Below are 24,167 nucleotides of genomic sequence, written 5' to 3'. Positions count from 1 at the left end.
TGGCCAGCACGGGCGGGAGGATCATGTCATCAATTCGCGGCCGTACCCATCGAATTATCGGGCGCCACCAAACGCGGCGGCGACGGGCATCCGGCTAAACCCAGGAGCGGAACCACATCCGGTTCAGCCATTCGTCGTACGGAATGACCTGATCGGTGAGGATCGGGTAGAGATAGGCGAAGTTCAGCAGTACGAGAAGGGTGAATCCACCGACGGCGGCCGCGCCCCACATCCGGCGGGTCGGCGAAGCGTCGGCGGGCCCGAGGATCTTGCCCAGGACGAGCACCACCCCGATGACGAGCCAGGGCAGGATCACGATCGCGTAGAAGTAGAAGATCGGCCGGTCGGTGTAGGCGAACCACGGCAGCCAGGTCGCCGCGACTCCCACCAGCGGGACGCCGAAGCGCCAGTCGCGGGCCGCGACCCACCACATGCCGCAGGCGGCCAGTGCGAGGACGGCTCCCCACCACAGCACGGGAGTGCCGATGCCGAGGATCTCCTGGACGCAGCGGCTGGTGGGGCACCCCTGGTCGGGTCCGATCTTGTCTACCCAGTCGAAGGACACCGGCCGGGCGATGACCAGCCAGCCGAACGGATCAGAGGCGTACTGGTGCTTCTCGGTGAGGTGGGTGTGGAAGTACATGATCTCGGCGTGGTAGTGCCACAACGACCGCAGCGCGTCGGGCACCAGCACCGCCAGGCCGCTCGCCGGCCGGTCCTGCGCCCACGTCCGGTCGTAGCCGTCGGGCGAGGCGAACCAGCCGGCCCATGAGAGGAGGTACACGGCGATGGCCGTGCCGACGACCGTGGTGAACGCCAGTACCGCGTCGCGTGCGATCCGCCCCGCGTGGGCGAGGCCGATGCTGACTCCGATCGCCCGCCGGGCGCCGATGTCCCACGCCCAGGTGAGCAGGCCGAACGCCGCCAGCGCGAACGCTGCGTTCCACTTCGTCGCGGCCGCGACGCCGAAGCACACGCCGGCGACGAGCCGCCACGGTCGCCACCAGAGGTCAGGGCCCCAGGCACCGGTGGCGACGCGGCCGATGGGTTCCACGGCGTCGACGAACCGGCGCCGGGCCCAGTCGCGGTCGATCAGCAGGGCACCGAACGCCAGCAGCAGCCACACCATCGCCGGCATGTCCAGCAGAGCGATCCGGCTCTCGACCAGGTGCAGGCCGTCGAGGGCGAACAGGAAGCCGGCCAGGCAGCCGAGCAGTGTCGAGCGGGTGAGTCGGCGTACGACGCGGGCCATCACCAAAATCGACAGGGTGGCGAACAGCGCGATCGCGACCCGCCAGCCGAACGGGTCCATCCCGACCGCCCACTCGCCCAGGGCGATCAGCCACTTGCCCGCCGGTGGATGGACGACGAACGCCGGACCGTCGAGGACGTCGAGGTCGCCGGCGAGGATGCGTTCGTTCGCCTTGTCGACGAACTGGTGCTCCACGCCGTAGCGCAGCAGGCTGAACGCGTCCTTGGGGTAGTAGGTCTCGTCGAAGACGAACTTCGCCGGCCGGCCGAGGTCGATCAGCCGCAGGACCGCCGCGAACACCGTGATCAGCAGCGGGCCGACCCACCCCCAGATACCGTCGTCGGGCATCGGCGGGCAGAGGCGCTCGCGCAGGGACGGGAGGGGCCGGCCCTCACTGTCGCGACCGACCACCACGGCGGTCGACTGCGCGAAGCTGGCCTGGCCGGATGCCGGCTCTGGGCCGCCGGCACGGTCGGACGTCGTCGTCATCCCGGTCATCGTACGGATAGCGTCCGGCCTGTCGCCGGCAACACCAGGCAGAACCTGGGTGCGAGGATGGATCGGTGACACCGCGTACGCAGCCCCCCGCCCGCGATGATCGCCACGGCGGGGTGCTCGTCCTGGCCGCCACGCCGATCGGGTCTCTCGCCGACGCGCCACCCCGGCTCGGGACCGAGCTCGCAGGCGCCGATGTGGTGGCCGCGGAGGACACCCGCCGCCTGAGCCGGTTGCTGACCGGGCTCGGTGTCGAGGTGGCCGGGCGGATCGTGTCGTACTTCGAAGGCAACGAAGCCAGGCGTACGACCGAACTCCTGGACGCGCTCGCCGCCGGCCAGCGGGTCGTGCTGGTGACCGACGCGGGCATGCCGTCGGTTTCCGACCCAGGGTTCCGGCTGGTCGCCGCCGCGGTCGATGCCGGCGTGCACGTCACCGTCGTCCCCGGCCCGTCCGCGGTGCTGGCCGCCCTCGCCGTCTCCGGACTGCCGGTCGACCGGTTCTGCTTCGAGGGGTTCCTGCCGCGGAAGGCATCCGAGCGTGGGAGGCGGCTGGCCGACCTCGCCACCGAACGCCGGACCATGGTCTTCTTCGAGGCGCCCCACCGGCTGGCCGTCACCCTCGAGGCGATGGCGACCGCCTTCGGCCCCGACCGCCGGGCCGCGGTGTGCCGTGAGCTCACCAAGATCCACGAGGAGGTACGCCGGGAACCGCTGGCCGCGCTGGCGGAGTGGGTCGAGGACAAGGGCGTACGCGGCGAGATCACGGTCGTGGTGGAGGGAGCTCCGGAAACCGTACGAGCCGCCGTCGACGTGGCCGAACTCCGGCGCCAGGTCGACTCCCTGGTCGACGCCGGCGCCTCCCGTAAGGACGCGATCACCGAGGTCGCGCAGGTCACCGGCACACCACGCCGGACCGTCTACGCCGCCGCCGTCGCCTCGCCACCCACGCGGTGAAGGTCATCGGCTGATCGTCTGGCCGGCCTTACTAGGATCACGGACATGGACGATGCCGCACAGCACCGCCCGGACACCGGGGGCAACAAGGCGTTCTACGTCACGACGCCCATCTACTACGTCAACGACGCACCCCACATCGGGCATGCCTACACGACCATTGCCGCCGATGTCCTGGCCCGCTGGCACCGCCAGCGCGGCGAGGCCGTGTGGTTCCTGACCGGCACGGACGAACACGGCCAGAAGGTCATGCGGAGCGCGGAGGCGCACGGCGTCGGCCCCCGCACGTGGGCGGACCGCCTGGTCGAGACGGCCTGGAAGCCGGTGCTCGAGACCATCGACGCGAGCAACGACGACTTCATCCGTACGACCGAAACCCGGCACACCGAACGGGTTCGGGAGTTTTGGCAGCATCTGTACGACGCCGGCCAGGTCTACCCGGGCACCTACGAGGGCCCCTACTGCGTGAGCTGCGAGGAGTTCAAGATCCCCGCGGAGCTGGTCGACGGTGTGGGCGGCGAGAAGCTCTGCCCGGTGCACGGCCGTCCGGTCGAGATGCTCTCGGAGACCAACTACTTCTTCCGGCTCTCGGCCTACACCGACAAGCTGTTGGCCTACTACAACGAGCACCCGGAGTTCGTGCAGCCGTCGAGCGCGCGCAACGAGGTCGTGGCGTTCGTCAAGCAGGGCCTGCAGGACCTGTCGATCACCCGGTCGACGTTCGACTGGGGCATTCCGGTGCCGTGGGACGACGACCACGTGTTGTACGTCTGGATCGACGCGCTGCTCAACTACGTCACCGCCGCCGGCTACCGCACCGACCCGCTCCTGTTCAAGCGGGTGTGGCCCGCCGACGTTCACCTGGTGGGCAAGGACATTCTTCGCTTCCACGCGGTGATCTGGCCGGCGATGCTGATGGCGGCGGGCCTGCCCCTGCCGCAGACGGTCTTCGCCCACGGTTGGCTGCTGGTCGGCGGCGAGAAGATGAGCAAGACGAAGCTGACCGGCATCGCGCCGAGCCAGATCGTCGACACGTTCGGGTCGGACGCGTTCCGCTACTACCTGCTGCGGGCGATCCAGTTCGGCGCGGACGGCTCTTTCTCGTGGGAGCACCTGCGCGCGGTCTACACCTCCGAGCTGGCCAACGGGTTGGGCAACCTCGCGTCCCGGGTGGCGGCCATGGTCGGGCAGTACTTCGGCGGCACGCTGCCGCGCGCCTCTGACCACGGTCCCGCCGAGCAGGTGCTCGCCGACAAGCTCGCAGAGACGGTACGCACCGCCGACGACGCGGTGAGCGCCCTGCGGTTCCAGGACGCACTCGCCGCGATCGACGGGTTCGTGTCGGCGGTCAACGGTTACCTCACCGAACAACAGCCGTGGAAGGTCGCGAAGGACGACTCGCCCGGCGCACACTCCCGGCTGGGCACGATCCTCTACACCGCGGCCGAGTCGCTGCGGGCGATCGCCGTGCTGCTCAACCCGGTGATGCCGAAGGCCGCGGCGGCCCTGTGGGCGCAGCTGGGGGCGGCCGGTTCCCTCGGTGAACTCGACGTCCAGCCGCTCACCAACGCGGGCCGGTGGGGGATCCTTCCGGCGGGGTCCGTGGTGACCAAGGGACGCCCGTTGTTCCCGCGGATCGAGGAGGAACCGGAGTCCCTGTGACCAGCCCTTCCGGTGGCCACGAGAGTGCAGCCGGAGTCCCTGTGAGCCCCGCCGGCAGCACCGGTGGCCGGTCCGATCCACCGCCCATTCCGGCGCCTCTGGTGTCGCCGGTCGTCGACTCGCACTGCCACCTCGACGTCGTACGCCGGACGGCGGACGGCCGGCCGGACGCACCCATCGACGAACCGGAGGTCGAGGCTGCGCTCGCGCGCGCGGCCTCGGCCGGAGTGCCCCGGATCGTCCAGATCGGCTGCGACCTGCCCGGCGCGCAGTGGGCCGTGGAGGTGGCCGACCGGTTCACGGCCCTGGTTGCGGGAGTGGCGCTGCACCCTAACGAAGTCCCGGCGCTGGCGGAGGCGGGTGAGCTCGACGCCGCGCTCGCCGAGATCGACCGGCTGGCTGGGGCGAGTGCGCGGGTGCGGGCGGTCGGCGAGACGGGCCTCGACCACTTTCGTACGCCCGAGTCGGGGTGGAAGGTCCAGGAGGACGCGTTCCGCACGCACATCGGGTTGGCGAAGGCGCACGACAAGGCGCTCGTCATCCACGACCGGGACGCCCACGACGACGTGCTGCGGGTGCTCGCCGAGGAGGGTTCGCCGGACCGGGTGGTGATGCACTGCTTCTCCGGTGACGTCGCGATGGCGCGCGAGTGCGTGCGCAGGGACTACTTCCTGTCGTTCGCCGGCACGGTGACGTTCCGGAACGCCTCGTCGTTGCGGGAGGCGTTGGCTGTCGTTCCGGAGGAGCGGCTCCTCGTCGAGACCGACGCGCCGTACCTCACGCCCCATCCGTACCGCGGGCGTACCAACGCGAGCTACCTCCTCCCGCTCACGGTCCGGTGTATGGCGGAGATCCGCGGCGTGGACGAGCGGACCCTCTGCACGTCCATCAACGCCGCGACCGAGGCGGCCTTCGGGGCCTGGTAGGCACCTGGTAGCCACCTTGGTGGTCCCTGCAGGGGACGGACCGGCCGGCCCGCGGGTTGGTCGGTGCCGTCGTCGTCCTTCTTGACCTTGAGCGCACTCCAGCTCCTACCGTCCAGCCCATGGACTACAGATATCTCGGCCGTACTGGGTTGAAAGTCAGTGAGTTGTGCCTCGGGACGATGTCCTTCGGCGCGCGGACCGACGAGGAGACCGCCCATCGGATGCTGGACCGGTTCGTCGAGGCGGGTGGGACGTTCATCGACACCGCCGACGTCTACAGCGCCGGTGTCTCGGAGGAGATCCTGGGACGTTGGCTGGAACGGCAGTCGCGCGATGACCTGGTGATCGCGACGAAGGCGTACGGCGACATGGGTCCCGGCCCCAATGATGGCGGCGGTGGGCGTAAGCATCTGCTCAGCGCTGTCGAGGCGAGCCTGCGTCGGCTTCGCACGGACTACATCGACCTCTACCAGACCCACGTCTTCGACGACGCCACGCCGCTCGAGGAAACGCTGTCCACGCTCGACGGTCTCGTACGCAGCGGCAAGGTCCGCTTCCTCGGTGCCAGCAACTACGCCGGCTGGCAGCTGCAGAAGGCCATCGACCTGGCCCGCCAGCACGGCTGGGAGCCGTTCTCCTGCCTCCAGCCGCTCTACAACCTGCTGGACCGCGAGGCGGAATGGGATCTGGTCCCGGTCAGCCGCAACGAGGGTGTCGGGATCATCCCGTGGAGCCCGCTGCGGGGTGGTTGGCTGACCGGCCGGTACCAGCGTGACATGGAAGCCCCGCCGGCTGGCAGCCGGGTGGATGCGGATCCTGACGCGGGCGGCTGGCCCGAAGCCTGGCAGACCTACGCCAACGCGCGTACGTGGGACGTGATCGACGCGCTTGTCGAGATCGGCGAGAAGACCGGCCGGACCCCGGCCCAGGTGGCACTGCGCTGGGTTATGCAGCGCCCCGGCGTGACCGCGCCGATCATCGGAGCGCGGACACCGGAACAACTCGAGGACAACCTGGCCACCGCCGACAGCCCACTCTCCGACGACCACATGGAACAACTCACCACCATCAGCGACCGCCCCATGCCGTACCCGTTCGGACTGCTGACCCGCTTCAGGCGGCGCTGACGCCCGTCGGATCGGGTTCTCCTGGTCGCCCGGGTCCGTGTCGATCGCGCTCGCACAGCGAACGAGGCGGGCCGGCAGTCGGGTAGAGAGGTGGCATGGAGGTCCTGACGGTCGGCCATGGCACCGCGTCGGCCGACGAGTTGGCGGCGCTCCTGCGGGCCGCCGGCGTGCGGCTTCTCGTCGACGTCCGGACGGCCCCCGGTAGCCGCCGGAACCCGCAGGTCGCCCGGTCTGCCCTGGAGGAGTGGCTGCCCGAGCACGGGATCGACTACCGGTGGGAGCGCCGGCTCGGTGGCTGGCGCAAGGCTCCCGCCGACTCGCCCGACGTGGCGCTCCGGCAGCCTGCCTTCGCGGGGTATGCGGCGCACATGCGCTCGGCCGAGTTCGCCGAGGCGGTCGACACGCTGCTGGTCGACGCCACGGGCCGGCGTACGACCGTGATGTGTGCGGAGAGCGTGTGGTGGCGCTGCCACCGGCGGATGCTCGCGGACTATCTCGTGCTCGTTCGGGATGTGACAGTGCGTCACCTGTTCCACGACGGTCGCTTGGAGGTGCACCGCCCCACCGACGTCGTACGGGTGGGGCCGGACGGGCTGCCCGTCTACGACGCCGGCCAGCAGACCCTCTGACTGTCCTGGCCAGCGAGGCTCGCGGTACCCGGGACAGGCGTCGACCCCTTGCCCGGGGCCACGCTCCTAGGGGGTGTCTGATGGATCGCGATCGGCTCGCGGCGTCCCGCATCCCGCCTGGCTGCGTTCTCGTCGATCGGCGCACAAGACCAGTGCGCCTTCCTCCTCGGCCTTGCCAGCCGGGCGCGGATACGCCGCTCACTGATCGATCGTGATCCATCAGACACCCCCTAGCTGGCCAGGTGTATGTCCCTCCAGCCAGGTGTGGCTGCCCTCCCAGCCAGGTGCGTGCCCTGCCCGACCAGGGACGCTGGCATGGTCAGCGTGGTCATCTGCGCAAGCCCCGAGGTGTCACGCGCGCCAGGTCCGTACCAATGGCCGGATGCGGGCCTCCTGCCCCTTCGGGCCGTATTGGCTACGGTGCGTAGTGTATTGGGGAGAGAATTTACACACTGGGTTGATGAGTGCGGGATCCTCCCGTATCGTCGCCAAGCGTTGGCCGGGGTCGGGAAGCCTCGGGCGGCGTACCAGGGGGGTTTCGCAAGGCGCTCCGACGACGCTGAAGAGCACGTCAGTTGTCGTGTCCTCTCAAGGGGAGGGGAGAGGGCGCCGACACTGCCGCTTGCTGGCGCCACTCGTGCCCGTGCCCGGAAAGCGCAAGCATCGGAGCACCGTGCATAAGAAGGGTTTGATCGGTGCCGTTGGCATCGCAGTCGTAGGGGCACTTGGTCTCAGCGGCGCCGCCTACGCCACACTTGACAAGGCCGTCACTGTCTCGGTCGACGGCAAGGATCGCACCGTCCACACGTTCGGCTCCTCAGTGGCCGACGTTCTTCAAGCAGCGGAGATCCCGGTCAGCGATCGCGATCTCGTGGCGCCGGGTCCGTCCACCAAGATCACGGACGGTAGCCGGATCGCGGTCCGTTACTCCCGCCCGTTGACACTCATGGTCGACGGCAGGAAGCAGACCCACTGGGTGACCGCGTTGAGCGTCGGGGAAGCGTTCAACGATCTCGGCGTCCGCTTCGCCGGAGCGAAGATGTCGGCCAGCCGTTCGGTCGGGATCGGCCGGAAGGGTCTCGGCGTCGACGTGCGTACGGTCAAACGCATCGTCGTCAAGCACGACGGCACCCGGACCGGGATCTCGGCACCCGTCCTCACCGTCGAGGAGGCGCTGGCCGCCGCCAAGGTCAAGATCGACGCCGACGACAGGATCAGACCCGCCCTGTCCACCATGGTCGACGACGGCGTCACGATCTCGATCAACCGGATCGACACCCGTACGCGCCAGATCACGGTCGCGATTCCGTACAAGACGGTCCGCAAGGAGGACTCGTCGATGTACGACGACCAGAGCAAGGTCGAACGCTCGGGCGAGCGAGGCACGAAGGCGCAGGTCGTTCGGATCGTCTACGTCGACGGCAAGAAGGCCAGCACCAAGGTCCTCTCCCAGCGGGTGGTGTCCAAGCCGGTCGACAGGGTGGTCGTCGTCGGCACCAAGGAGCGTCCCTCGGGCGGAGGCTCGGTCGGCGGCTCGGTCGACAGCCTCAACTGGGCGGCCCTCGCCGACTGCGAGTCCAGTGGCAACCCGGACGCGGTCAACCCCGCGGGTTACTACGGGCTGTACCAGTTCTCGCTGTCGACCTGGGAGTCGGTCGGCGGGTCCGGGAACCCGGTCGACAACTCCTCGGCGGAGCAGACCTACCGCGCGAAGCTCCTCTACCAGCGGTCGGGCGCAGGTCAGTGGCCCGTCTGCGGGAGCCGGCTCTTCAGCTGAGAGGCAGGACCGAAACCTTCAGCTGAGGGCGAGTACGCGCAGGCGCCCGGGTGGGAGACCGATAGCGTTCCCACCGTGAGCGAGGCGTCTGGCGCGACCTCCGCCGGCCCGAGGCTCCTCGGGCCGGCGGAGGTGCGTGCGCTGGCCGGTGAGCTGGGGATTCGCCCCACCAAGCAGCGCGGCCAAAACTTCGTCACCGACCCCAACACGGTCCGGCGCGTCGTACGGACCGCCGGCGTGGGTTCGCGTGATGTCGTCCTCGAGATCGGCCCCGGGCTCGGCTCGCTGACGCTGGCGTTGCTCGACGCGGTCACGCAGGTCGTGGCGGTGGAGATCGACGAGGCGCTGGCGGCGGCATTGCCGCGGACGGTCGCGCGGTTCGCGCCGGGGCAGGCCGACCGGCTCTCCGTCGTCCACGCTGACGCGCTCCAGCTGACCCGGCTGCCCGAGCGGGCAGGTGCCCTGACCGGTCCGGGGGCGCCGACGGCGCTGGTCGCCAACCTGCCGTACAACGTCGCCGTACCCGTGCTCCTCGAGGTTCTCGCTCACCTCCCGTCGATCCAGCACGGCCTCGTCATGGTCCAGTTGGAGGTCGCCGAGCGGCTCGCCGCCGCGCCCGGGTCGAAGATCTACGGCATCCCGAGCGTGAAGACCGCGTGGTACGCACAGGTCCGCAAGGTCGGCCTGGTGGGGCGTACCGTTTTCTGGCCGCAGCCCAATGTCGACTCCGGTCTGGTGGCGTTCACCCGGCGCCCACCGCCTTCGACCAGCGCGTCGCGGGACGAGGTCTTCGCGGTGGTCGACGCCGCGTTCGGGCAGCGGCGCAAGACCCTCCGCTCGGCGCTGGCCGGGCTGGCCGGTTCGCCACGGCTGGCCGAGGAGGCGCTGCGGAGCGCCGGAGTAGACCCGGCCGACCGAGGCGAACGACTCGACGTGGCGGCGTTCGCCCGGATCGCCGAGGGACTTCGGGCGACGAGGATCGAGCACAACCAGTCTGACGATGCACGGACGAGTGAGAGGAAGCCCAGCCGGTGAGTGCGGTGAGTGCGGAACGTGCCGTGGTCGTGCGTACGCCGGCGAAGGTGAATCTGGCGCTCATGGTCGGGCCGCCCCGCTCCGACGGGTTCCACGAGCTGGCATCGGTCTACCAGGCGGTGAGCCTGTACGACGAGGTGGCGGCTGCCCCTCTCCCGGGCGGCGGGATCACGGTCACGGTCCGCGGCGCCGACGAGTCGCCGGAGACCGTGGCCGGTATCCCGCTCGACGCCGACAACCTGGCTGTCAGGGCGGCTGCCCTGCTGGCCACCCGGACCAGGATCGACGCGGGCGTGGCGCTCGAGATCCGGAAGGGGATCCCGGTCGCCGGCGGCATGGCCGGCGGGAGCAGCGACGCGGCCGCGACACTCGTGGCCTGCGATGCGTTGTGGGGGACGAAACTCGACCGGTCGCACCTCCTCGAGCTCGCGGCGGAGTTGGGCAGCGACGTGCCGTTCTGCCTGGTCGGAGGTACGGCGGTGGGTGCCGGTCACGGCGAGATCGTGACGCCGGCCCTCGCACGCGGCAGCTACCACTGGGTCTTCGCGCTCGACGGGAACGGCCTGTCGACTCCCGCCGTCTACGCCGAGCTCGACCGGCTGCGGGGGGACCTCGCCGTCCTTCCGCCGCGCGTCCCCGGGCCGTTGATGTCGGCACTGCGTACCGGCGACACCAGGGGCGTCGGCCAGGCGTTGGCCAACGATCTGCAACCGGCGGCGTTGCGCCTGCGGAGTCGGCTGGGGCAGGTGCTGGCGGCCGGTGAGGAACTCGGCACGCTCGGCGCCATCGTGTCAGGGTCGGGCCCGACCTGCGCGTTCCTCGCCCGCAGCGAGGAGCATGCCACGGATCTGGCGGCCCGGCTCGCGGGGTCGGGCGTGTGCACGACCGTACGCAGGGCTTCCGGCCCAGTCCCAGGCGCCCGGATCGTCGACGCCTGACCCGCCCGCGTAGGGAGTGATCACGTATACGTGATCATTCCCCACGATGCGCGGTGAATTTGCCCCGCATCGTGGGGAACTGCGGCGCAAGGTGAGGTCATTCAGGGAACGCCCGGGGACTGACCGCGCGCGGGTTGACGAAATCGGTTGCGCCTCGTCGCCGCGTTCGGGCAAGGTTGCCCGGACGGCATCGCGGTCCGCGATGCTCGCAGCAGCGTCGGCGTCACGCCGGCAGGATCGATCCCGTGGTGATCGGGTTCGAGGGACCGAGGAGGTGCGTCATGGCCAAGTCCGTCGCCTGGGCTGGGTATCGCACCCGCCCTCACGTGCATCTCCTCCCGCGCTGACGCCGGGCACTCCCCTCGCGTCGCGGCGCGCCTGGAGGGATGCGTTCCCTCGAAGGAGCTTTCTGTGCGCAAGCGCAATCTCGATCTTGATTCTTCCGAGCGTCCCGACGATCACCTGAACGACCCCCAGAACGACCTGAACCTGACACGCGGCGGTCCGCACGACGCAGTCGTGTACGACCTCACCGACGGCGACACCGAGCACAGCGTCACCGAGCACAGCGTCACCGAGGACAGCGCCACTGAGGACAGTCCCGCCGAGGACGGTGCCGGCCTGGCGAGTGCCCTCTGGGATGACGCCGACGACTTCGACGAGTTCGACCCGTACGACGACGATGCGCCCAGGGCGACGCGGATGCGCCGTCGACGGGACGAGAGTGGTCCCGCTCCAAGGGCGCGGGGGCGGATGACCGAGGAGGCCCGCGCCAGACTCGCCACGGAACGTGAGGCGGCCACGATCGCCGACGGGCCGCCCTCCGGATACCGGTGGACCACCTGGGACGACCTCGGAGCTCCCCGCGGCCCCGAGCCGTACCCGGACTGGCTCGTCACCGATCTCGCGGCTGTCGACACCGAGTTCGGCGTCCTCAAGACCGGCAAGGAGGCGGACGTCTTCCTGATCGAACGGGCCACGCTGCGCCAGCAGCACGGAGGAGATGGGCCCGACACCGATCGCGCGTGTCTGCTCGCCTCCAAGCGCTACCGCAGCGCCGACCACCGGTTGTTCCACCGGGACTCCGGCTACCTCGAGGGACGCCGCGCCCGCAAGTCACGTGAGGCCCGGGCGCTCTCCAACCGGACGAACTTCGGCCGCAACCTGATCGCACAGCAGTGGGCGGTCACCGAGTTCGCCGCGCTGGGCGAGCTGTGGTCCGCGGGCGCTCCGGTGCCCTACCCGGTCCAGCACATCGGGACCGAGCTGTTGATGGAGTTCGTGGGTACGAACGACGGTGCCGCCGCGCCCCGGCTGGCGCAGCTGCGACCCGAACCGGCGGAGCTCGCCTCCCTCTGGGACCAACTGCTCGACGCGCTGATGGTCCTGGCGCGGCTGGGTTACACGCATGGTGACCTGTCGGCGTACAACCTGCTCGTCCACGAGGACACCCTGGTCCTCATCGACCTGCCGCAGCTGGTGGATGTCGTGACCAACCCGCAGGGTGTCCGATTCCTCGAACGCGACGCGCAGACGATCTGCGCCTGGTTCGTGTCGCGCGGGCTCGCGCCAGACGTCGCGGACCCGGGCCAGGTGGTCGCGATGGTGCTCGCCGAGGCCGGCGTGACGTGACGGTGGGCGCCTCGGTTTTCTGATCATGTGCGCGGACCTTGGGGTTCTCCCTACGGGAGCGCGCGCATGATCCCCACATGATCATGAACCGAGGTGAGCGGGGCACCGGAGTGGTGCCGGCTTGTCGGTGGTACGAGTCAAGATGAAGCCGATGAGTCAGGATGAGCACGTGAGTGACGAGCAGTCTGGGCAGCCTGAGCAGGCCGGGCGAGCCGAGGAGGCGGGCCAGGCTGAGCAGCACATCGAGGAGTCGTTCAACGGAGTTGACTGGTACGGCCGTGAGCTCGACGGTCATCGCTACGTCCGGTGCGTGTTCTACGACGTCGACCTCACCGAGACCCGGAGCAGGGGCGCGATCTTCGACCGGTGCGAGTTCGGCAACTGCAAGTTCAACGCCTCCGCGCACACGGATTCGGCGTTCGTCGGCTGCGAGTTTCGGCGTACGTCGTTCTTCTCGGCCAGGCTCGACGGCTGCAAGCTCACAGGGAGCAGCTTCGTCGACTGTGTCCTGCGGCCGATCACGGTGACGGGTGGCCTCTGGTCGAGTGTGCTGCTGCGGGGCGCAGACCTGACCGGCGTCGACCTCACCGGCGTACGTCTCGGCGACTCGGACCTGTCCGAGGCCGATCTCACCGGCGCCAAGTTGCGCGACTGCGACCTCAGCTACACGACGTTTCGTGGGGCGGTCCTGAAGGAAGTCGATCTGCGCGGTGCCACCCTGCGGGCGGTCGACCTGAGTTCGGCGAAGCTCGACGGCACGCACGTCGACCTGGCGGGCGCGGTCGCCCTGGCCGAGTCACACGGTGCGCGGGTCGACACCACACCCTGACCCCGTTTGCCGGGTGTTACGACCAGTCGAAGCCGGGTGCGTGATCGGTGGCTGTCCGCGGCGGCTCGTCACACATGATCACCTGCGTACAACCGTCGTGGCCGTGGATCGCCGTGACGTCGGCGAGTGACTCGTACACGTTGACCGACGGACGGGCGCCGCACCACGCGAGGCTGACCTTCCCGTTGGGGTAGATGGTCCCCCAGGCGACGACACCGGTTCCGGAGACGCCGCTCGCGTCGCGATGCCGGTAAAGCTGGAAGCGGCACGGCATAACTGTCGTGACGACGGGCATTGACCCTCCATCTGACGTGAAGGCGGCCCAACGATGTTGGGTCCTACGGGCCGCCGCGCAGGGAATGGGCCGGGGTCTACGACGGCCCGTAGGGACCCCCAGAGTGACAGGATCACCACGGATGGTCAAGTAACTCTTCCAATGTAAATTTTCCTGATCTGTCCTGGGAGTTCCGAATGACAATTTCCAAACTGATCGATGCGAAAGGACTTGCGACATCTATGGGCAAGGGGTCACACTTGGGCGCAGTTACTCACCGGGGAGGTTTGCATGCCCAGAGTGACCGGACCGACGATCGCTCGCTGGCGGCTTGGCAAGGAGCTCAAGCAGCTCCGGGAGTCCGCCGGGTGTTCCTACCTGGACGCCGCACACCGGCTGGACTGCTCCGAGTCCAAGATCCGCAAGATCGAAGCGTCCGAGGTCGGGGTCGTCCGGGCTGAGCTCGACTCTCTCCTCGAGCTGTACAAGCTCGAGGACGACGACCTCAGATACCTCCTGCACGAGCTGCAGAGGTTGGGCAAGCAGCGCGGTTGGTGGGCCCCGTTGGGTTCGATGCCCAAGCAGTACGCGTTCTTCCTGTCGCTGGAGTCGGACGCCAAGCGGATTCGCACCTTCGAGCCGATGGTCGTTCCCGGCCTGCTGCAGACCGAGGAGTATTCCAATGCCCTCGACGCGATGTGCACATTCGAGTCGCCGGAGGAGCTCGAGCGGTCCGTGCAGATCCGGATGGCCCGCCAGGAGGCGTTCTGGAGGGGGCGCACCGACCCGAGCCGACTCTGGGTGATCGTCGACGAGGCCGCCCTGCGTCGGCCGGCCGGACGGAAGGTTGGCGTCATGCGCGGCCAGCTGATGCGGCTGCTCGAGCTGAGCGACCAGTGCATCTTCCAGATCGTGCCGTTCGAGGTGGGCAGCTATCCCGGCACGATCGGCCCGTTCACGATCTGCGAGTTCGACGAGAACGTTCACTCTCCCGTGGTCTACACCGACGGGCAGGCCGGCATCGCCTACCTGGAGAAGGAGGAGGACGTCGAGCGCGCGGGGCGGGCGTTCAACCACATGGCGGCGATGGCTCTCAGCCCGGCGCAGTCCGGGAAGAAGATCTTGGCCATCCTCTCGGAGATGGCCAAATTACAAGGAGGCGAAAATGAAGGATGACCTGACCAAAGCGAGATGGCGGAAGGCGTCCGCGTCCATCGGCATGTCCAACTGTGTCGAAGTGGCCGACCTGGGCGCCCGGATCGCCGTTCGCGACTCGAAGGACCGGCGTGGCCCGGCGCTGGTTTTCAGCGCTGGCTCGTGGTCCAACTTCGTCGGCAGCGCCAAGAAGGGCGAGTTCAACCTGCGCTGAGCGCCGCCGTCCTGCTCGGTGCGTACTCTGTGCCGGCAAAATATCGCTACATATGATGAAAGAACGGAAACCCCCGGCTTGTCCGGGGGTTTCCGCATAGCCGCATAAGTACCGAAAAGTGCGTACGGAGATGCCCGAATTCGCCCGAATGTCCGGGCCGCGGAATTTCGCATGCTGGTTGAGACGGCCGACGCGCACGAGGACGTCACGGCGCAATCGCGCGCGGACCTCATCGGGCGTCGTGGACCGGTGCGCGGTCCGCGCGGGCGTACAGTTCGGCGAACTCCGGTGAGCCGTCGTCGGTACGAACGTCGAAGGTCACGCCACGGTCCTGCACGGGGTAGTTGCCGGCGAGGCAGTCCTTCCACAGATCCGGCATGTGGGCGTAGTGCACGAGCCGGCCGCTTGGCCAGCCGGCGGACAGGATGTGCCGCCGCTCGGGTCGCGAGTATGGCGGGTCCATCCGGTACCGCTCCAGCGCGCCCTCGTCGACGGTCACGCCGAGACCCGGCCCGGTCGGTGCCTGGACGAAGCCGTTCCGGATGAGGAGCGGGTCGACGATGAGATCGTCGGCGTAGTTGTTCATCGCCGTGACCGCCGGCCAACGGGCGTGGGAAAGGACGGCGCCGAGGTGGGCGCACAACGCCGTGGTGAGGCCGGTCCCGACCATCTGCAGCCAGAACGGCTTGCCGAACTCGGCGTTCAGCGTGTTCTGCCGGAGCATCGCGGCGATGCCCCGCTCCACGACGAAGCCATCACACGTCTCCTGCCGGAGCATCGCTTGGTACGGCTGGGCGTGCAGGTGGACCGCGACCGGGCGTGCGACCTTGGCGCGGATCTGCCGGTAACCCTCCAGGTCGGCGTGCGGGATCGGCGTCTCGTAGATCGCGACCCGCTCGTCGCGGTCGAGTTCGCGCAGCACCGGGACGGCCTCGCCGGCGTGCAGGAGCATGCCGTTCCAGTCGATGTCGAGCCGGTAGTGCGATGGCGTCGCCGCGCCGATCGCCGCGACCTGTTCGTACACGTCGAACCATGGGCGGGCCTTGAACTTGTGGTAGGCGTAACCGGCGGCCACCGCGTCGGCCGCTTCCGCAGCGAGTGCGGCGGGCGCCATCTTCGTGTTCCACCAGGCGATCGGGCACCAGTCGCGGACCCGCGGACCGAGCAGCGCCGAGACAGGAACTCCGAGCGCTTTGCCGACCACGTCGTACATCGCCATCTGCAGGCCGGGTCCCAGCGAGTCGTCAGCGAGGAAGTCGGCCGGGTTGCCGCCGCGGACGCGGGCGATCGCCTTGTCGGACACCTTGCCCCAGCTGTAGTGGAGCAGGGTCTCGCCGAAGCCGGTGATTCCCGCGTCGGTGCTGAGCTTGATGACCTCGACGACGGACCAGTTCCAGACGTTGGGAAGCAGCGCGTTCCACTCCTGGCAGCGGTCGGTGAACGGTACGTCGACGACGATGCGTTCGACCTCGGTGATCTTCAGGCGGGCGACCATGCGTTCCATCCTGACGTGGATCGAGGGTCCTTGCCGAGGGAGTGATGGCAGCCGTCGGGGCCAGGTTCGGACCAGCCGGCGACCAGCGCCTTCGTGGCGGTACCTGGACCCCGGGATAGCCTCGAACGTCGCCCGTACGACAGGAGTACGACAGGAAGGTCGCATGGCAGTCAACCCGGTCAATCTCGTCAACCTCGAACGCGTCGAGAAGGCGTACGGCGTCGAGCGGCTCCTCGATGGCGTGAGCCTCGGCGTGGCAGCGGGCGAGCGGATCGGCATCGTCGGGCGGAACGGTGCCGGCAAGACCACGTTGCTGGCATTGCTCGCCCAGGAGGAGGTACCGGACGCCGGTCGGGTCACGCTGAACCGCGGCCTGCGGGTGGGCAGGCTCGGCCAGCGCGACGACCTGGATCCTGGCGCGACGGTGGCGTCGGTCGTTCTGGGCGGGCGGGCCGAGCACGAGTGGATGGGCGACCGGAAGGCCCGCGAGGTGCTGGCGGGTCTGCTCGCCGACGTTCCGACCGACCGGGTGGTCGGCGGGCTGTCGGGCGGGGAGCGCAGGCGGGTCGCGTTGGCGGCGCTTCTCGTCGACGAGCACGACCTGCTGCTGCTCGACGAGCCGACCAACCACCTCGACCTCGAGGTCACGGACTGGCTGGCCCGGCATCTCGTGGCGCGGGGTGAAGCTGTGGTCGCGGTGACGCACGACCGGTGGTTCCTCGACGCGGTGTGTACGACGACGTGGGAGCTGGACGGCGGCTCGGTGGCCGCCTACGACGGAGGTTATGCGGCGTACGTCCTTGCCCGGGCCGAACGGGAACGGATGGCCGACGCGACCGAGACGAAGCGGCAGAACCTGCTGCGCAAGGAGCTCGCCTGGCTCCGCCGGGGCGCGCCAGCCCGGACGTCGAAGCCGAAGTTCCGCCTCGACGCGGCGTCCGCGCTGATCGCGGACGAGCCGGATCCGCGCGATTCGCTCGCGCTGGCGAAGTTCGCGTCGGCGCGGCTCGGCAAGCAGGTGATTGACATAACGGACGTCGACGTCGTGCGCGGGTCGCGGGAGTTGTTGCGGCGGGTGACCTGGCAGCTCGGCCCCGGCGACCGGATCGGGATCGTGGGTGTCAACGGTGCCGGCAAGACGACGCTGCTGCGACTGCTGGCCGGCGAGGACGAGCCGGCGGCAGGAAAGCTGGCGTGGGGGCGTACGGTCCAGCTCGGTCATCTCGCGCAGGAGCTGGGCGGGCTCGACGACGACTCGACCGTGGTCGACGCGGCCGAAGGCGTTCGGCGGGTCGTGAAACTCCGCCCGGGCAACGTGCGACCGGGCGCGATCGGGCGCCGGCCGGTGCCCACGTCCGGGCCGGAGGTCACGGCGATGTCGCTGCTGGAAAGGTTCGGGTTCCGGGGTGACCTGCTGCGCGCCCGGGTGGGTGACCTGTCCGGTGGTGAGCGGCGGCGGTTGGAGCTGCTGTGCCTGCTGCTCGACGAACCGAACGTCCTGCTGCTCGACGAACCGACGAATGACCTCGACATCGACACGCTGCGGGTGGTGGAGGACTTCCTCGACGGGTTTGCTGGGTCGGTCGTGGTGGTGACGCACGACCGATACTTCCTCGAACGTGTCTGCGACACGGTCTGGGCGCTGCTCGGCGACGGGAGCCTCGGCATGCTGCCGGGTGGGGTGGAGGAGTACCTCGCGCGGCGGCGGGACGTGGACGAAGGGCGGCCGGGTCGTACGCCGGTTTCAGCGCATGCTGGTGAGTCTGGTCGGGCTGGTGAGTCTGGTCGGGCTGGTGAGTCCGGCGGTGGTTCGGGCGTACGCACGATCGACGCCTCCGAGCTTCGGGCAGCCAAGAAGGAACTCGCCCGACTCGAGCGTCAGCTCACCCGCCTGAGTGCGCGCGAAGAGGAGTTGCACGCCGCACTTGCCGCCCACGCAAGTGACTACGAACGACTGATGAAGCTCGACGAGGAGCTCCGCACTGTGCGTACAGAGAAGGACAGCGTCGAGACCCGCTGGCTGGAGCTCGCTGAAGCCGTCGACTGACCTCCCCGTGATCATGATCGTGATCATGAAAACTCTTGGGCGGTATGGCCCCTCTTAGCTTCATGGTCCGGTTTGCCTTCACACTCGCCTCTTGAACGACACCACGGGACCCCGCCCGACACCTGAGTTCGTTGAACGGCTGAGAGGGCTCGGGGGTTATGGCCTCCGGCGGGGCGATCCTGGCCGCGACCTTCACGGGCGCGGTGCCGCCGCAGGCTTCGCCGCCATGGGTGCCGACGCCGCCTTCGCCGCCATGGGTGCCGACACAGGCTTCGCCGCCATGGGTGCCGACGCAGGCTTCGCCGCCATGGGTGCCGACGCAGGCTTCGCCGCGATGGGTTCCGCCGCCGGCCTCGGACTCCCACTCCTACAGTGGCGCGCCGGCCTTCCTGCCCAGCTACCAGCAATCACCGTCCGGCTACAGCGCTGGGCATGACTGGTCCCATGATCGTGAAGCGAGACCGGACCATGAAAGTAAACGGGGCCATACCGCCCTGGACTCTTCATGATCACGATCATGATCACGGGGAGGCGACGTGCGCGCCGGACGGGGGCCCAGGCGTCGGAGGGGGCCCTGCGCGACGGGATGCGGGAGGGGGCGTGCGCCACAGGCAAGAGTGGGGTCAGCGGGGTTCCCAGGCGCCGGGCGAGTTGGCGAGCTTGCGGATCTGGGCGGGGAAGTGGCCGCTCACGACGGTGGCGAGTGTGGTCTCGTCGAGGACGCCGCGCACTGCTGCCCGGGTCGCGACCCACACGACCTGCAGGTGTTCGGCCGCCCCTTCGTAGGTCGCCTCCTCCGGCCGCATCCCGCGTACGCCGGCGAGCGGCCCGTCGACCGCCCGGATGATGTCCCCGACCGTGATCCGGTCCGCCTCTGCCGCCAGCCGGTAACCACCGACCGCGCCGCGATGGCTGCGTACCAGCCCCGCCCGGCGCAGGTCACCCAGGATCGCCTCCAGGAACTTGTGCGGCAGCCCTTGGCCGTCCGCCAGTGCCTGCGCGGTCACCATGTCACCGGCCTGGGCAAGCACCAGCATGGCGCGAACCGCGTAGTCTGCGCGAGCCGAAATCTGCACGCCGACATCATGGCGTACGACCGGTTGCTTAGGGGGGAGCGGCGTGCCTGCTGACGCCGTACCCGCCGGACCCGCGGTAGTCGCCGGGACGTGTCGTACGCACGTCGCATTCACGTCTGTTCGTCGAACGGCATCACGAGCCGGCGCAGCAGTGCGGCCAGCTGGGTGCGGTCGTCGTCTGGCAGTCCTGCCAGGAGGGCGCGCTCGTGGTCGAGCAGTCCCGCGAGCGCCGCGTCGACCCGCTTCTGGCCGACGTCGGTGAGCCGGACCCTTACCCCGCGACGGTCCGCGGGCTCGGGCCGTCGCTCGACCAGGCCTTTCGCGGCCAGCCGGTCGATCCGGTTCGTCATCGTGCCGCTGGTGACGAGGGTCTGGGTGAGCAGGCGACCGGGTGAGAGTTCGTAGGGCTGCCCCGCCCGACGCAGCGCGGTCAGGACGTCGAACTCCCACGTTTCGAGATCGTGTGCGGCGAAGACCAGCCGGCGGGCGCGGTCGAGGTGGCGGGCAAGTCGGGAGATCCGGGAGAGTACTTCGAAGGGGGAGACGTCGAGGTCGGGCAGCTCCCGACGCCAGGCAGTCACCAGCCGGTCGACCTCGTCCTGGTGGTCGCCTGCCGGCTGGTTCGTCTCCATCGCCACAGCCTAGCCCGACGTCGACTCGATCAAGACTCTTGACATCAAGAGACTTGGCCTGGAAAACTATCTCGACGTCAAGCTATCTACCTCGCGGTGCGACCCGAATTCTTCGGACACCGAGTTGGAGCGCGGGCCCATGAACCTGACCAGGGAGTACGCATGACCACCGGCAGCACCGCCGCCGACAGTCCTGCCGATGGCACAGCCGACAGCCCTGCCGCCGACAGCGCCGCCGCCGCCACCACCGCCACCACCGCCGACAGCGCCGCCGCCACCACCGCCGACAGCGCCGCCGCCACCACCGCCGCCACCACCGCCGAAAGCGCCGACGACAGTGGCCTGGCGTGGGACCCCGGCCAATACCTCAAGTACGCCGACGAGCGCGGCCGGCCGTTCGCCGACCTGCTCGCCCGCGTCGGCGCCCGCGATCCCCGGTACGTCGTCGACATGGGCTGCGGGCCGGGGCAACTCACCGCGGGACTGTGCGCCCGCTGGCCCGACGCCGACATCGAGGGTGTCGACTCGTCCGTACCGATGATCGAGCGCGCCCAGGCCCTCCGGGACCAGGGTGAGACCGCCGCAAGCACGCCTGCCGCGGGCGAGACCGGGCGCTTGTCGTTCCGCCTCGGCGACCTCCGCGACTGGCGGCCGGAGCGTCCCGTCGACGTCCTCATCACCAACGCCACCCTGCAGTGGGTGCCCGGCCATGTCGACCTGTTGCCCACCTGGGTCAGCTACCTCGCTCGGGACGGATGGCTCGCGCTCCAGGTGCCGGGCAACTTCGACAGTCCGAGCCACCGGACGCTGTTCGCGCTCGCCGCCGAGGAACCCTGGGCGCGCCACCTCACCGTTCCCGTTCGCCAGCGGCCGAGCGCCCCTGGACCGGACGTCTACCTGGACGTACTGGCCGCCGCGGGATGCCAGGTCGATGCCTGGGAGACGACCTACCTGCACGTCCTTCAGGGCGAGGACGCCGTCTTCGAATGGGTCAAGGGCACCGGCGCGCGGCCCGTTCTGCAGGCGCTGCCCGATGACGTACGACCGGACTTCGAGGCCGCCTACAAGGCCCGGCTCCGTGAGGCGTACCCACCGCGCGACGTCGGCACAGTCCTCCCGTACCGACGGGTGTTCGCTGTCGCGCGGAGGGTTGGCCGATGAGCGCGCGTACGCCGGACCGCGTGCCCCCGCCGGACGACGTGCCCCCGCGGGACGACGTGCCTTCGTCGGGCGGTACTCCGAGGACCGGCCTGGTCGTGCGTGAGGCGCGGCGGGCCGACCTGGCGACGATCGTGGCGCTCATCGCCGCCGATGCGATTCGCGAGGTCAGGGAGACCGTCCCCGCTGGCGCAGCCGGCGAGCCCAGCGAACCCGCCAGGCTCGTCCACGATGTCGCGGACGACGGTCTGGAACCGGGTTACGTGGCGGCGCTCGATAAGATCACCGCTGATCCGAACACGCTGCTCCTCGTCGGCGAAGTGCCGACCGGACGCGGCGGCGAGGTGGTCGCGACCTGCCAGCTCACGTTCCTGCGACATCTCATGTACCACGGCGGGGTTGTCGCTCAGGTCGAGGCAGTCCGTACCGCCGCACATCTGCGCGGGCACGGGATCGGCACCGCGCTCATGGACTGGGTGGTCGCCGAGTCGCGGCGACGGGGTGCGGTACGCCTGCAGCTCACCAGCAACCGCGCCAGGGTCGACGCGCACCGGTTCTACGAACGACTGGGCTTCAAGGCCAGCCATGTCGGCATGAAGCTCTACCTCGCCGACGGAGGCGGAGCGGCCGGAGCGGCCGGATGAAGCTGCACCATGTCCAGGTGTCGTGCCCACCCGGCGGTGAGGAGGCCGCGCGAGCGTTCTATGGGGGAGCGCTCGGCCTGGTCGAGGTGGACAAACCGCCTGCGCTCGCTGCCCGAGGTGGGGCGTGGTTCCGCGCCCCCGACGCCCCCGACGCGTCTGCCGCCCCCGCCGCGTCTACCGCGTCTGCCGCCCCCGCCGCCCCCGCCGCGTCTGCCGCCCCCGCCGCGCCCGACGGTGCGGGGAGTGCGGGTGGTGCGCTCGAATTGCACGTCGGCGTCGAGCAGGATTTCCGCCCGGCCAGGAAGGCGCATCCGGCTCTCCTCGTCGCCGACATCGACGCGGTGGCGGATCGGATCGAGGCCGCAGGCTTCCCCGTGGAGTGGGACCCGCACTATCCCGGCCACCGCCGGTTCTATACCGCTGATGGTCATGGCAACCGGGTAGAGATCCTCAGCCCGGATGGTCCAGGCTAAGGCTCATGTCAGACTCGGGATCCACCTCGCGCCCGCGCGTCCTGCTCACCGGAGCGACCGGCTACATCGCCGGCCAGCTGCTGCCGGAGTTCCGCGCGCGTTACGACCTGCGCCTCGTCGACGTCCGCCCCGGCGACGATGTCGAGGTCGCCGACCTGCTGAACGCTCCGGCTGGTGAGCTCGCGCCGCTCTTCGAGGGCGTCGACACCGTGGTCCACACCGCGTACCACCGGCCGAGCGGTGACGACCCGCAGTCGAAGTACGACGGCGAACGCCTCAACATCGACCTGATGCAACGCGTCTATCAGCTGTCGCTCGACCACGGTGTCCGCCGGGTGGTCGCGGCGAGCACCAACCAGGCCGCGAAATGGTACGAACAGCCCTACTACAAAGGTCTCCGCGACCGGGTGAGCCCCGAGGACTACCCACGGCCGGACAACTTCTACGGCTGGGCGAAGGCGGCCTACGAGTCCCTCGGCTTCCTCTACGCCTGCGGCGGCGCGGGTCGGGCGCTGGAGGTCGTCCAGATCAGGATCGTCGCACCCCGCGAGATCGAGGCGGAGAAGTTCCGCGACCTGCCGGCCCAACGCTACGTCCGCGACCTCGCCGGCTACATCTCCGAGCGTGACCTGCAGCAGCTGTTCTGCAGGTCGATCGAGGCCGGGGACATCGCCGACGAGCACGGCGTACCGTTCCACATCTTCTACGGCGTCTCGGACAACGCGCGCACGCTCTGGAGCATCACCAACGCACGCAAGGTGATCGGCTACGCACCACAGGACAATTCTGAGGAGCGGTACGCCGCCGACATCGCCAAGCTCCTGCACGGCAGGTGACACCGGACCGCGCCACCCGGTCCGCCGGCAAACCCGCCGTCCTCGCCGTGCGGGCCCGATAGCGTGCGGCTCGTGCGAAACGGCGTACGTGCCTGGCTGGACCCTCGGCGGCCCGACCACCCGGAGATCGTGAGCGACCCCCGCGAACGGCGGGCGTTGGTGCTCGAGTTGGTCCTGGTCTTCAGCATGACGCTGGGGCTGGCCGGCCTGCGTAGCCTGCTGTCCCTCCTTGATGCCCTGCTGCGTCCTGAGCCACTCAGCAAGCAGGCGGTCGCCCTGAACGCCTCGCGGGCGGCGCAACAGCTGATCGACTTCGCGTTCCAGCTGGCGGGTGTCCTGCAACTGGTGGCCTGGGGCGGGCTGGCGATCTATCTGCTGTGGCGGACCGGTGTCCTGGCGCGGATGATCGGCCTGGATCGCACCCGGATCTGGCGTGACGTCGGCCTCGGGGTGGGCCTCGCCGCGCTGATCGGGATCCCGGGGTTGGGGCTCTACCTCGTGGCGCAGGCGTTCGACCTCAACCTGACCGTGCAACCGTCGACGCTCGGCGACCACTGGTGGCGGGTGCCGTCGCTGGTGTTGTCCGCGGCCGGAAACGCCTGGGCGGAGGAGGTCCTCGTCGTCGGGTATCTGCTGACCCGGCTGCGTCAGCTCGGATGGGGCGAGAACGCGGGGCTGGTCGTGTCGGCCCTACTGCGTGGTTCGTACCACCTCTATCAGGGGTTCGGCGGCTTCGTCGGCAACGTGATCATGGGCGTGATCTTCGGTCGGCTCTGGCAACGGACCAACAGGCTGTGGCCACTCGTGCTCGCGCACACCCTGCTGGACGTGGTGGCGTTCGTGGGGTACGCCCTGCTGAAGGGGCGGGTCGGTTGGCTGCCGTGAGATTCGTACAGCGCATGTCT

24 protein-coding genes are annotated in these 24,167 nt (G+C 69.4%); 19 read left to right on the top strand and 5 right to left on the bottom strand.

Annotated features, from left to right (window positions below; genetic code table 11):
- Positions 1-94 precede the first annotated feature (94 nt).
- Positions 95-1,741, bottom strand: coding sequence for a dolichyl-phosphate-mannose--protein mannosyltransferase (locus ABN028_RS30625; RefSeq protein ID WP_349331862.1), 1,647 nt, complete (start codon positions 1,739-1,741; stop codon positions 95-97).
- 74 nt (positions 1,742-1,815) lie between these two features.
- Here ABN028_RS30625 and rsmI point away from each other — a divergent pair, with 74 nt between their 5' ends.
- The 10 genes from rsmI to ABN028_RS30575 all read left to right on the top strand — a co-directional run bounded on the left by rsmI (position 1,816) and on the right by ABN028_RS30575 (position 13,258).
- Positions 1,816-2,703: a 16S rRNA (cytidine(1402)-2'-O)-methyltransferase gene (gene rsmI / locus ABN028_RS30620; RefSeq protein WP_349699009.1), complete on the top strand. Its 888-nt coding sequence runs from the start codon at positions 1,816-1,818 to the stop codon at positions 2,701-2,703.
- Positions 2,704-2,748: 45 nt separating this feature from the next.
- On the top strand, positions 2,749-4,365 hold the full coding sequence (metG, locus tag ABN028_RS30615; protein WP_349331860.1) for a methionine--tRNA ligase: 1,617 nt from the start codon (positions 2,749-2,751) through the stop codon (positions 4,363-4,365).
- Positions 4,366-4,406: 41 nt separating this feature from the next.
- On the top strand, positions 4,407-5,291 hold the full coding sequence (locus ABN028_RS30610; RefSeq protein WP_349331859.1) for a TatD family hydrolase: 885 nt from the start codon (positions 4,407-4,409) through the stop codon (positions 5,289-5,291).
- A gap of 119 nt (positions 5,292-5,410) precedes the next feature.
- A complete protein-coding gene (locus tag ABN028_RS30605; RefSeq protein ID WP_349331858.1) occupies positions 5,411-6,418 on the top strand; it encodes an aldo/keto reductase in 1,008 nt (335 codons plus the stop codon).
- Positions 6,419-6,513: 95 nt separating this feature from the next.
- Positions 6,514-7,047 carry a DUF488 domain-containing protein gene (locus ABN028_RS30600; protein ID WP_349331857.1) on the top strand — a complete coding sequence of 178 codons (534 nt, stop codon included), beginning with the start codon at positions 6,514-6,516 and terminating at the stop codon, positions 7,045-7,047.
- A 673-nt stretch (positions 7,048-7,720) separates the two neighbouring features.
- Positions 7,721-8,824: a resuscitation-promoting factor gene (locus ABN028_RS30595; protein ID WP_349699008.1), complete on the top strand. Its 1,104-nt coding sequence runs from the start codon at positions 7,721-7,723 to the stop codon at positions 8,822-8,824.
- A gap of 75 nt (positions 8,825-8,899) precedes the next feature.
- Positions 8,900-9,859, top strand: coding sequence for a 16S rRNA (adenine(1518)-N(6)/adenine(1519)-N(6))-dimethyltransferase RsmA (rsmA, locus tag ABN028_RS30590; RefSeq protein ID WP_349699007.1), 960 nt, complete (start codon positions 8,900-8,902; stop codon positions 9,857-9,859).
- Positions 9,856-10,797, top strand: coding sequence for a 4-(cytidine 5'-diphospho)-2-C-methyl-D-erythritol kinase (locus ABN028_RS30585; RefSeq protein WP_502877661.1), 942 nt, complete (start codon positions 9,856-9,858; stop codon positions 10,795-10,797). Before rsmA ends, ABN028_RS30585 begins: the two co-directional genes overlap by 4 nt.
- Before the next feature lie 411 nt (positions 10,798-11,208).
- A complete protein-coding gene (locus ABN028_RS30580) occupies positions 11,209-12,429 on the top strand; it encodes a serine protein kinase RIO (protein ID WP_349699006.1) in 1,221 nt (406 codons plus the stop codon).
- A gap of 169 nt (positions 12,430-12,598) precedes the next feature.
- Positions 12,599-13,258, top strand: coding sequence for a pentapeptide repeat-containing protein (locus tag ABN028_RS30575; RefSeq protein ID WP_349699005.1), 660 nt, complete (start codon positions 12,599-12,601; stop codon positions 13,256-13,258).
- A gap of 16 nt (positions 13,259-13,274) precedes the next feature.
- Here ABN028_RS30575 and ABN028_RS30570 read toward each other — a convergent pair whose 3' ends face one another.
- Positions 13,275-13,553 carry a hypothetical protein gene (locus tag ABN028_RS30570; RefSeq protein WP_349331852.1) on the bottom strand — a complete coding sequence of 93 codons (279 nt, stop codon included), beginning with the start codon at positions 13,551-13,553 and terminating at the stop codon, positions 13,275-13,277.
- Positions 13,554-13,823: 270 nt separating this feature from the next.
- Between ABN028_RS30570 and ABN028_RS30565 the strand changes: the two genes are divergently transcribed.
- Both ABN028_RS30565 and ABN028_RS30560 read left to right on the top strand, forming a co-directional pair.
- Positions 13,824-14,708, top strand: coding sequence for a helix-turn-helix domain-containing protein (locus ABN028_RS30565; RefSeq protein ID WP_349331851.1), 885 nt, complete (start codon positions 13,824-13,826; stop codon positions 14,706-14,708).
- Positions 14,698-14,901 (top strand): DUF397 domain-containing protein, encoded by a 204-nt coding sequence (locus tag ABN028_RS30560; RefSeq protein WP_349331850.1) that lies wholly within the window; start codon positions 14,698-14,700, stop codon positions 14,899-14,901. The genes ABN028_RS30565 and ABN028_RS30560 overlap by 11 nt, the downstream gene beginning before the upstream one ends.
- A gap of 229 nt (positions 14,902-15,130) precedes the next feature.
- Here ABN028_RS30560 and ABN028_RS30555 read toward each other — a convergent pair whose 3' ends face one another.
- The gene (locus ABN028_RS30555) at positions 15,131-16,396 is read right to left on the bottom strand and encodes a mandelate racemase/muconate lactonizing enzyme family protein (protein ID WP_349699004.1); all 1,266 of its coding nucleotides are present in this window, start codon (positions 16,394-16,396) and stop codon (positions 15,131-15,133) included.
- Positions 16,397-16,559: 163 nt separating this feature from the next.
- Between ABN028_RS30555 and ABN028_RS30550 the strand changes: the two genes are divergently transcribed.
- Positions 16,560-18,443 (top strand): ABC-F family ATP-binding cassette domain-containing protein, encoded by a 1,884-nt coding sequence (locus ABN028_RS30550; RefSeq protein WP_349699003.1) that lies wholly within the window; start codon positions 16,560-16,562, stop codon positions 18,441-18,443.
- A gap of 91 nt (positions 18,444-18,534) precedes the next feature.
- Positions 18,535-18,879, top strand: a complete 345-nt coding sequence (locus ABN028_RS30545) for a hypothetical protein (protein WP_349699002.1) — start codon at positions 18,535-18,537, stop codon at positions 18,877-18,879.
- A gap of 187 nt (positions 18,880-19,066) precedes the next feature.
- On the opposite strand, the gene ABN028_RS30540 is transcribed toward ABN028_RS30545, so the two are convergent.
- Together ABN028_RS30540 and ABN028_RS30535 are read right to left on the bottom strand one after the other, a co-directional pair.
- Complete coding sequence (locus tag ABN028_RS30540; RefSeq protein WP_349331847.1) at positions 19,067-19,519, bottom strand: RrF2 family transcriptional regulator; 453 nt, start codon at positions 19,517-19,519, stop codon at positions 19,067-19,069.
- A gap of 110 nt (positions 19,520-19,629) precedes the next feature.
- Entirely contained in the window at positions 19,630-20,151 is a 522-nt protein-coding gene (locus tag ABN028_RS30535; protein ID WP_349699001.1) for a MarR family winged helix-turn-helix transcriptional regulator, read from the bottom strand.
- A gap of 162 nt (positions 20,152-20,313) precedes the next feature.
- Between ABN028_RS30535 and ABN028_RS30530 the strand changes: the two genes are divergently transcribed.
- The 5 genes from ABN028_RS30530 to ABN028_RS30510 all read left to right on the top strand — a co-directional run bounded on the left by ABN028_RS30530 (position 20,314) and on the right by ABN028_RS30510 (position 24,147).
- Positions 20,314-21,312, top strand: a complete 999-nt coding sequence (locus ABN028_RS30530) for a trans-aconitate 2-methyltransferase (RefSeq protein WP_349699000.1) — start codon at positions 20,314-20,316, stop codon at positions 21,310-21,312.
- A complete protein-coding gene (locus ABN028_RS30525; RefSeq protein ID WP_349698999.1) occupies positions 21,309-21,953 on the top strand; it encodes a GNAT family N-acetyltransferase in 645 nt (214 codons plus the stop codon). Before ABN028_RS30530 ends, ABN028_RS30525 begins: the two co-directional genes overlap by 4 nt.
- Positions 21,950-22,426, top strand: a complete 477-nt coding sequence (locus ABN028_RS30520) for a VOC family protein (RefSeq protein WP_349698998.1) — start codon at positions 21,950-21,952, stop codon at positions 22,424-22,426. Before ABN028_RS30525 ends, ABN028_RS30520 begins: the two co-directional genes overlap by 4 nt.
- 5 nt (positions 22,427-22,431) lie before the next feature.
- Positions 22,432-23,262 (top strand): NAD-dependent epimerase/dehydratase family protein, encoded by an 831-nt coding sequence (locus tag ABN028_RS30515; RefSeq protein ID WP_349331842.1) that lies wholly within the window; start codon positions 22,432-22,434, stop codon positions 23,260-23,262.
- 72 nt (positions 23,263-23,334) lie between these two features.
- The gene (locus ABN028_RS30510; protein ID WP_349698997.1) at positions 23,335-24,147 is read left to right on the top strand and encodes a CPBP family intramembrane glutamic endopeptidase; all 813 of its coding nucleotides are present in this window, start codon (positions 23,335-23,337) and stop codon (positions 24,145-24,147) included.
- Positions 24,148-24,167 lie beyond the last annotated feature (20 nt).

The sequence above is a fragment of the Actinopolymorpha sp. B17G11 genome (genome assembly GCF_040196095.1).
Classification (GTDB): domain Bacteria; phylum Actinomycetota; class Actinomycetes; order Propionibacteriales; family Actinopolymorphaceae; genus Thermasporomyces.
This window is presented reverse-complemented; position numbering and strand designations above follow the sequence as displayed.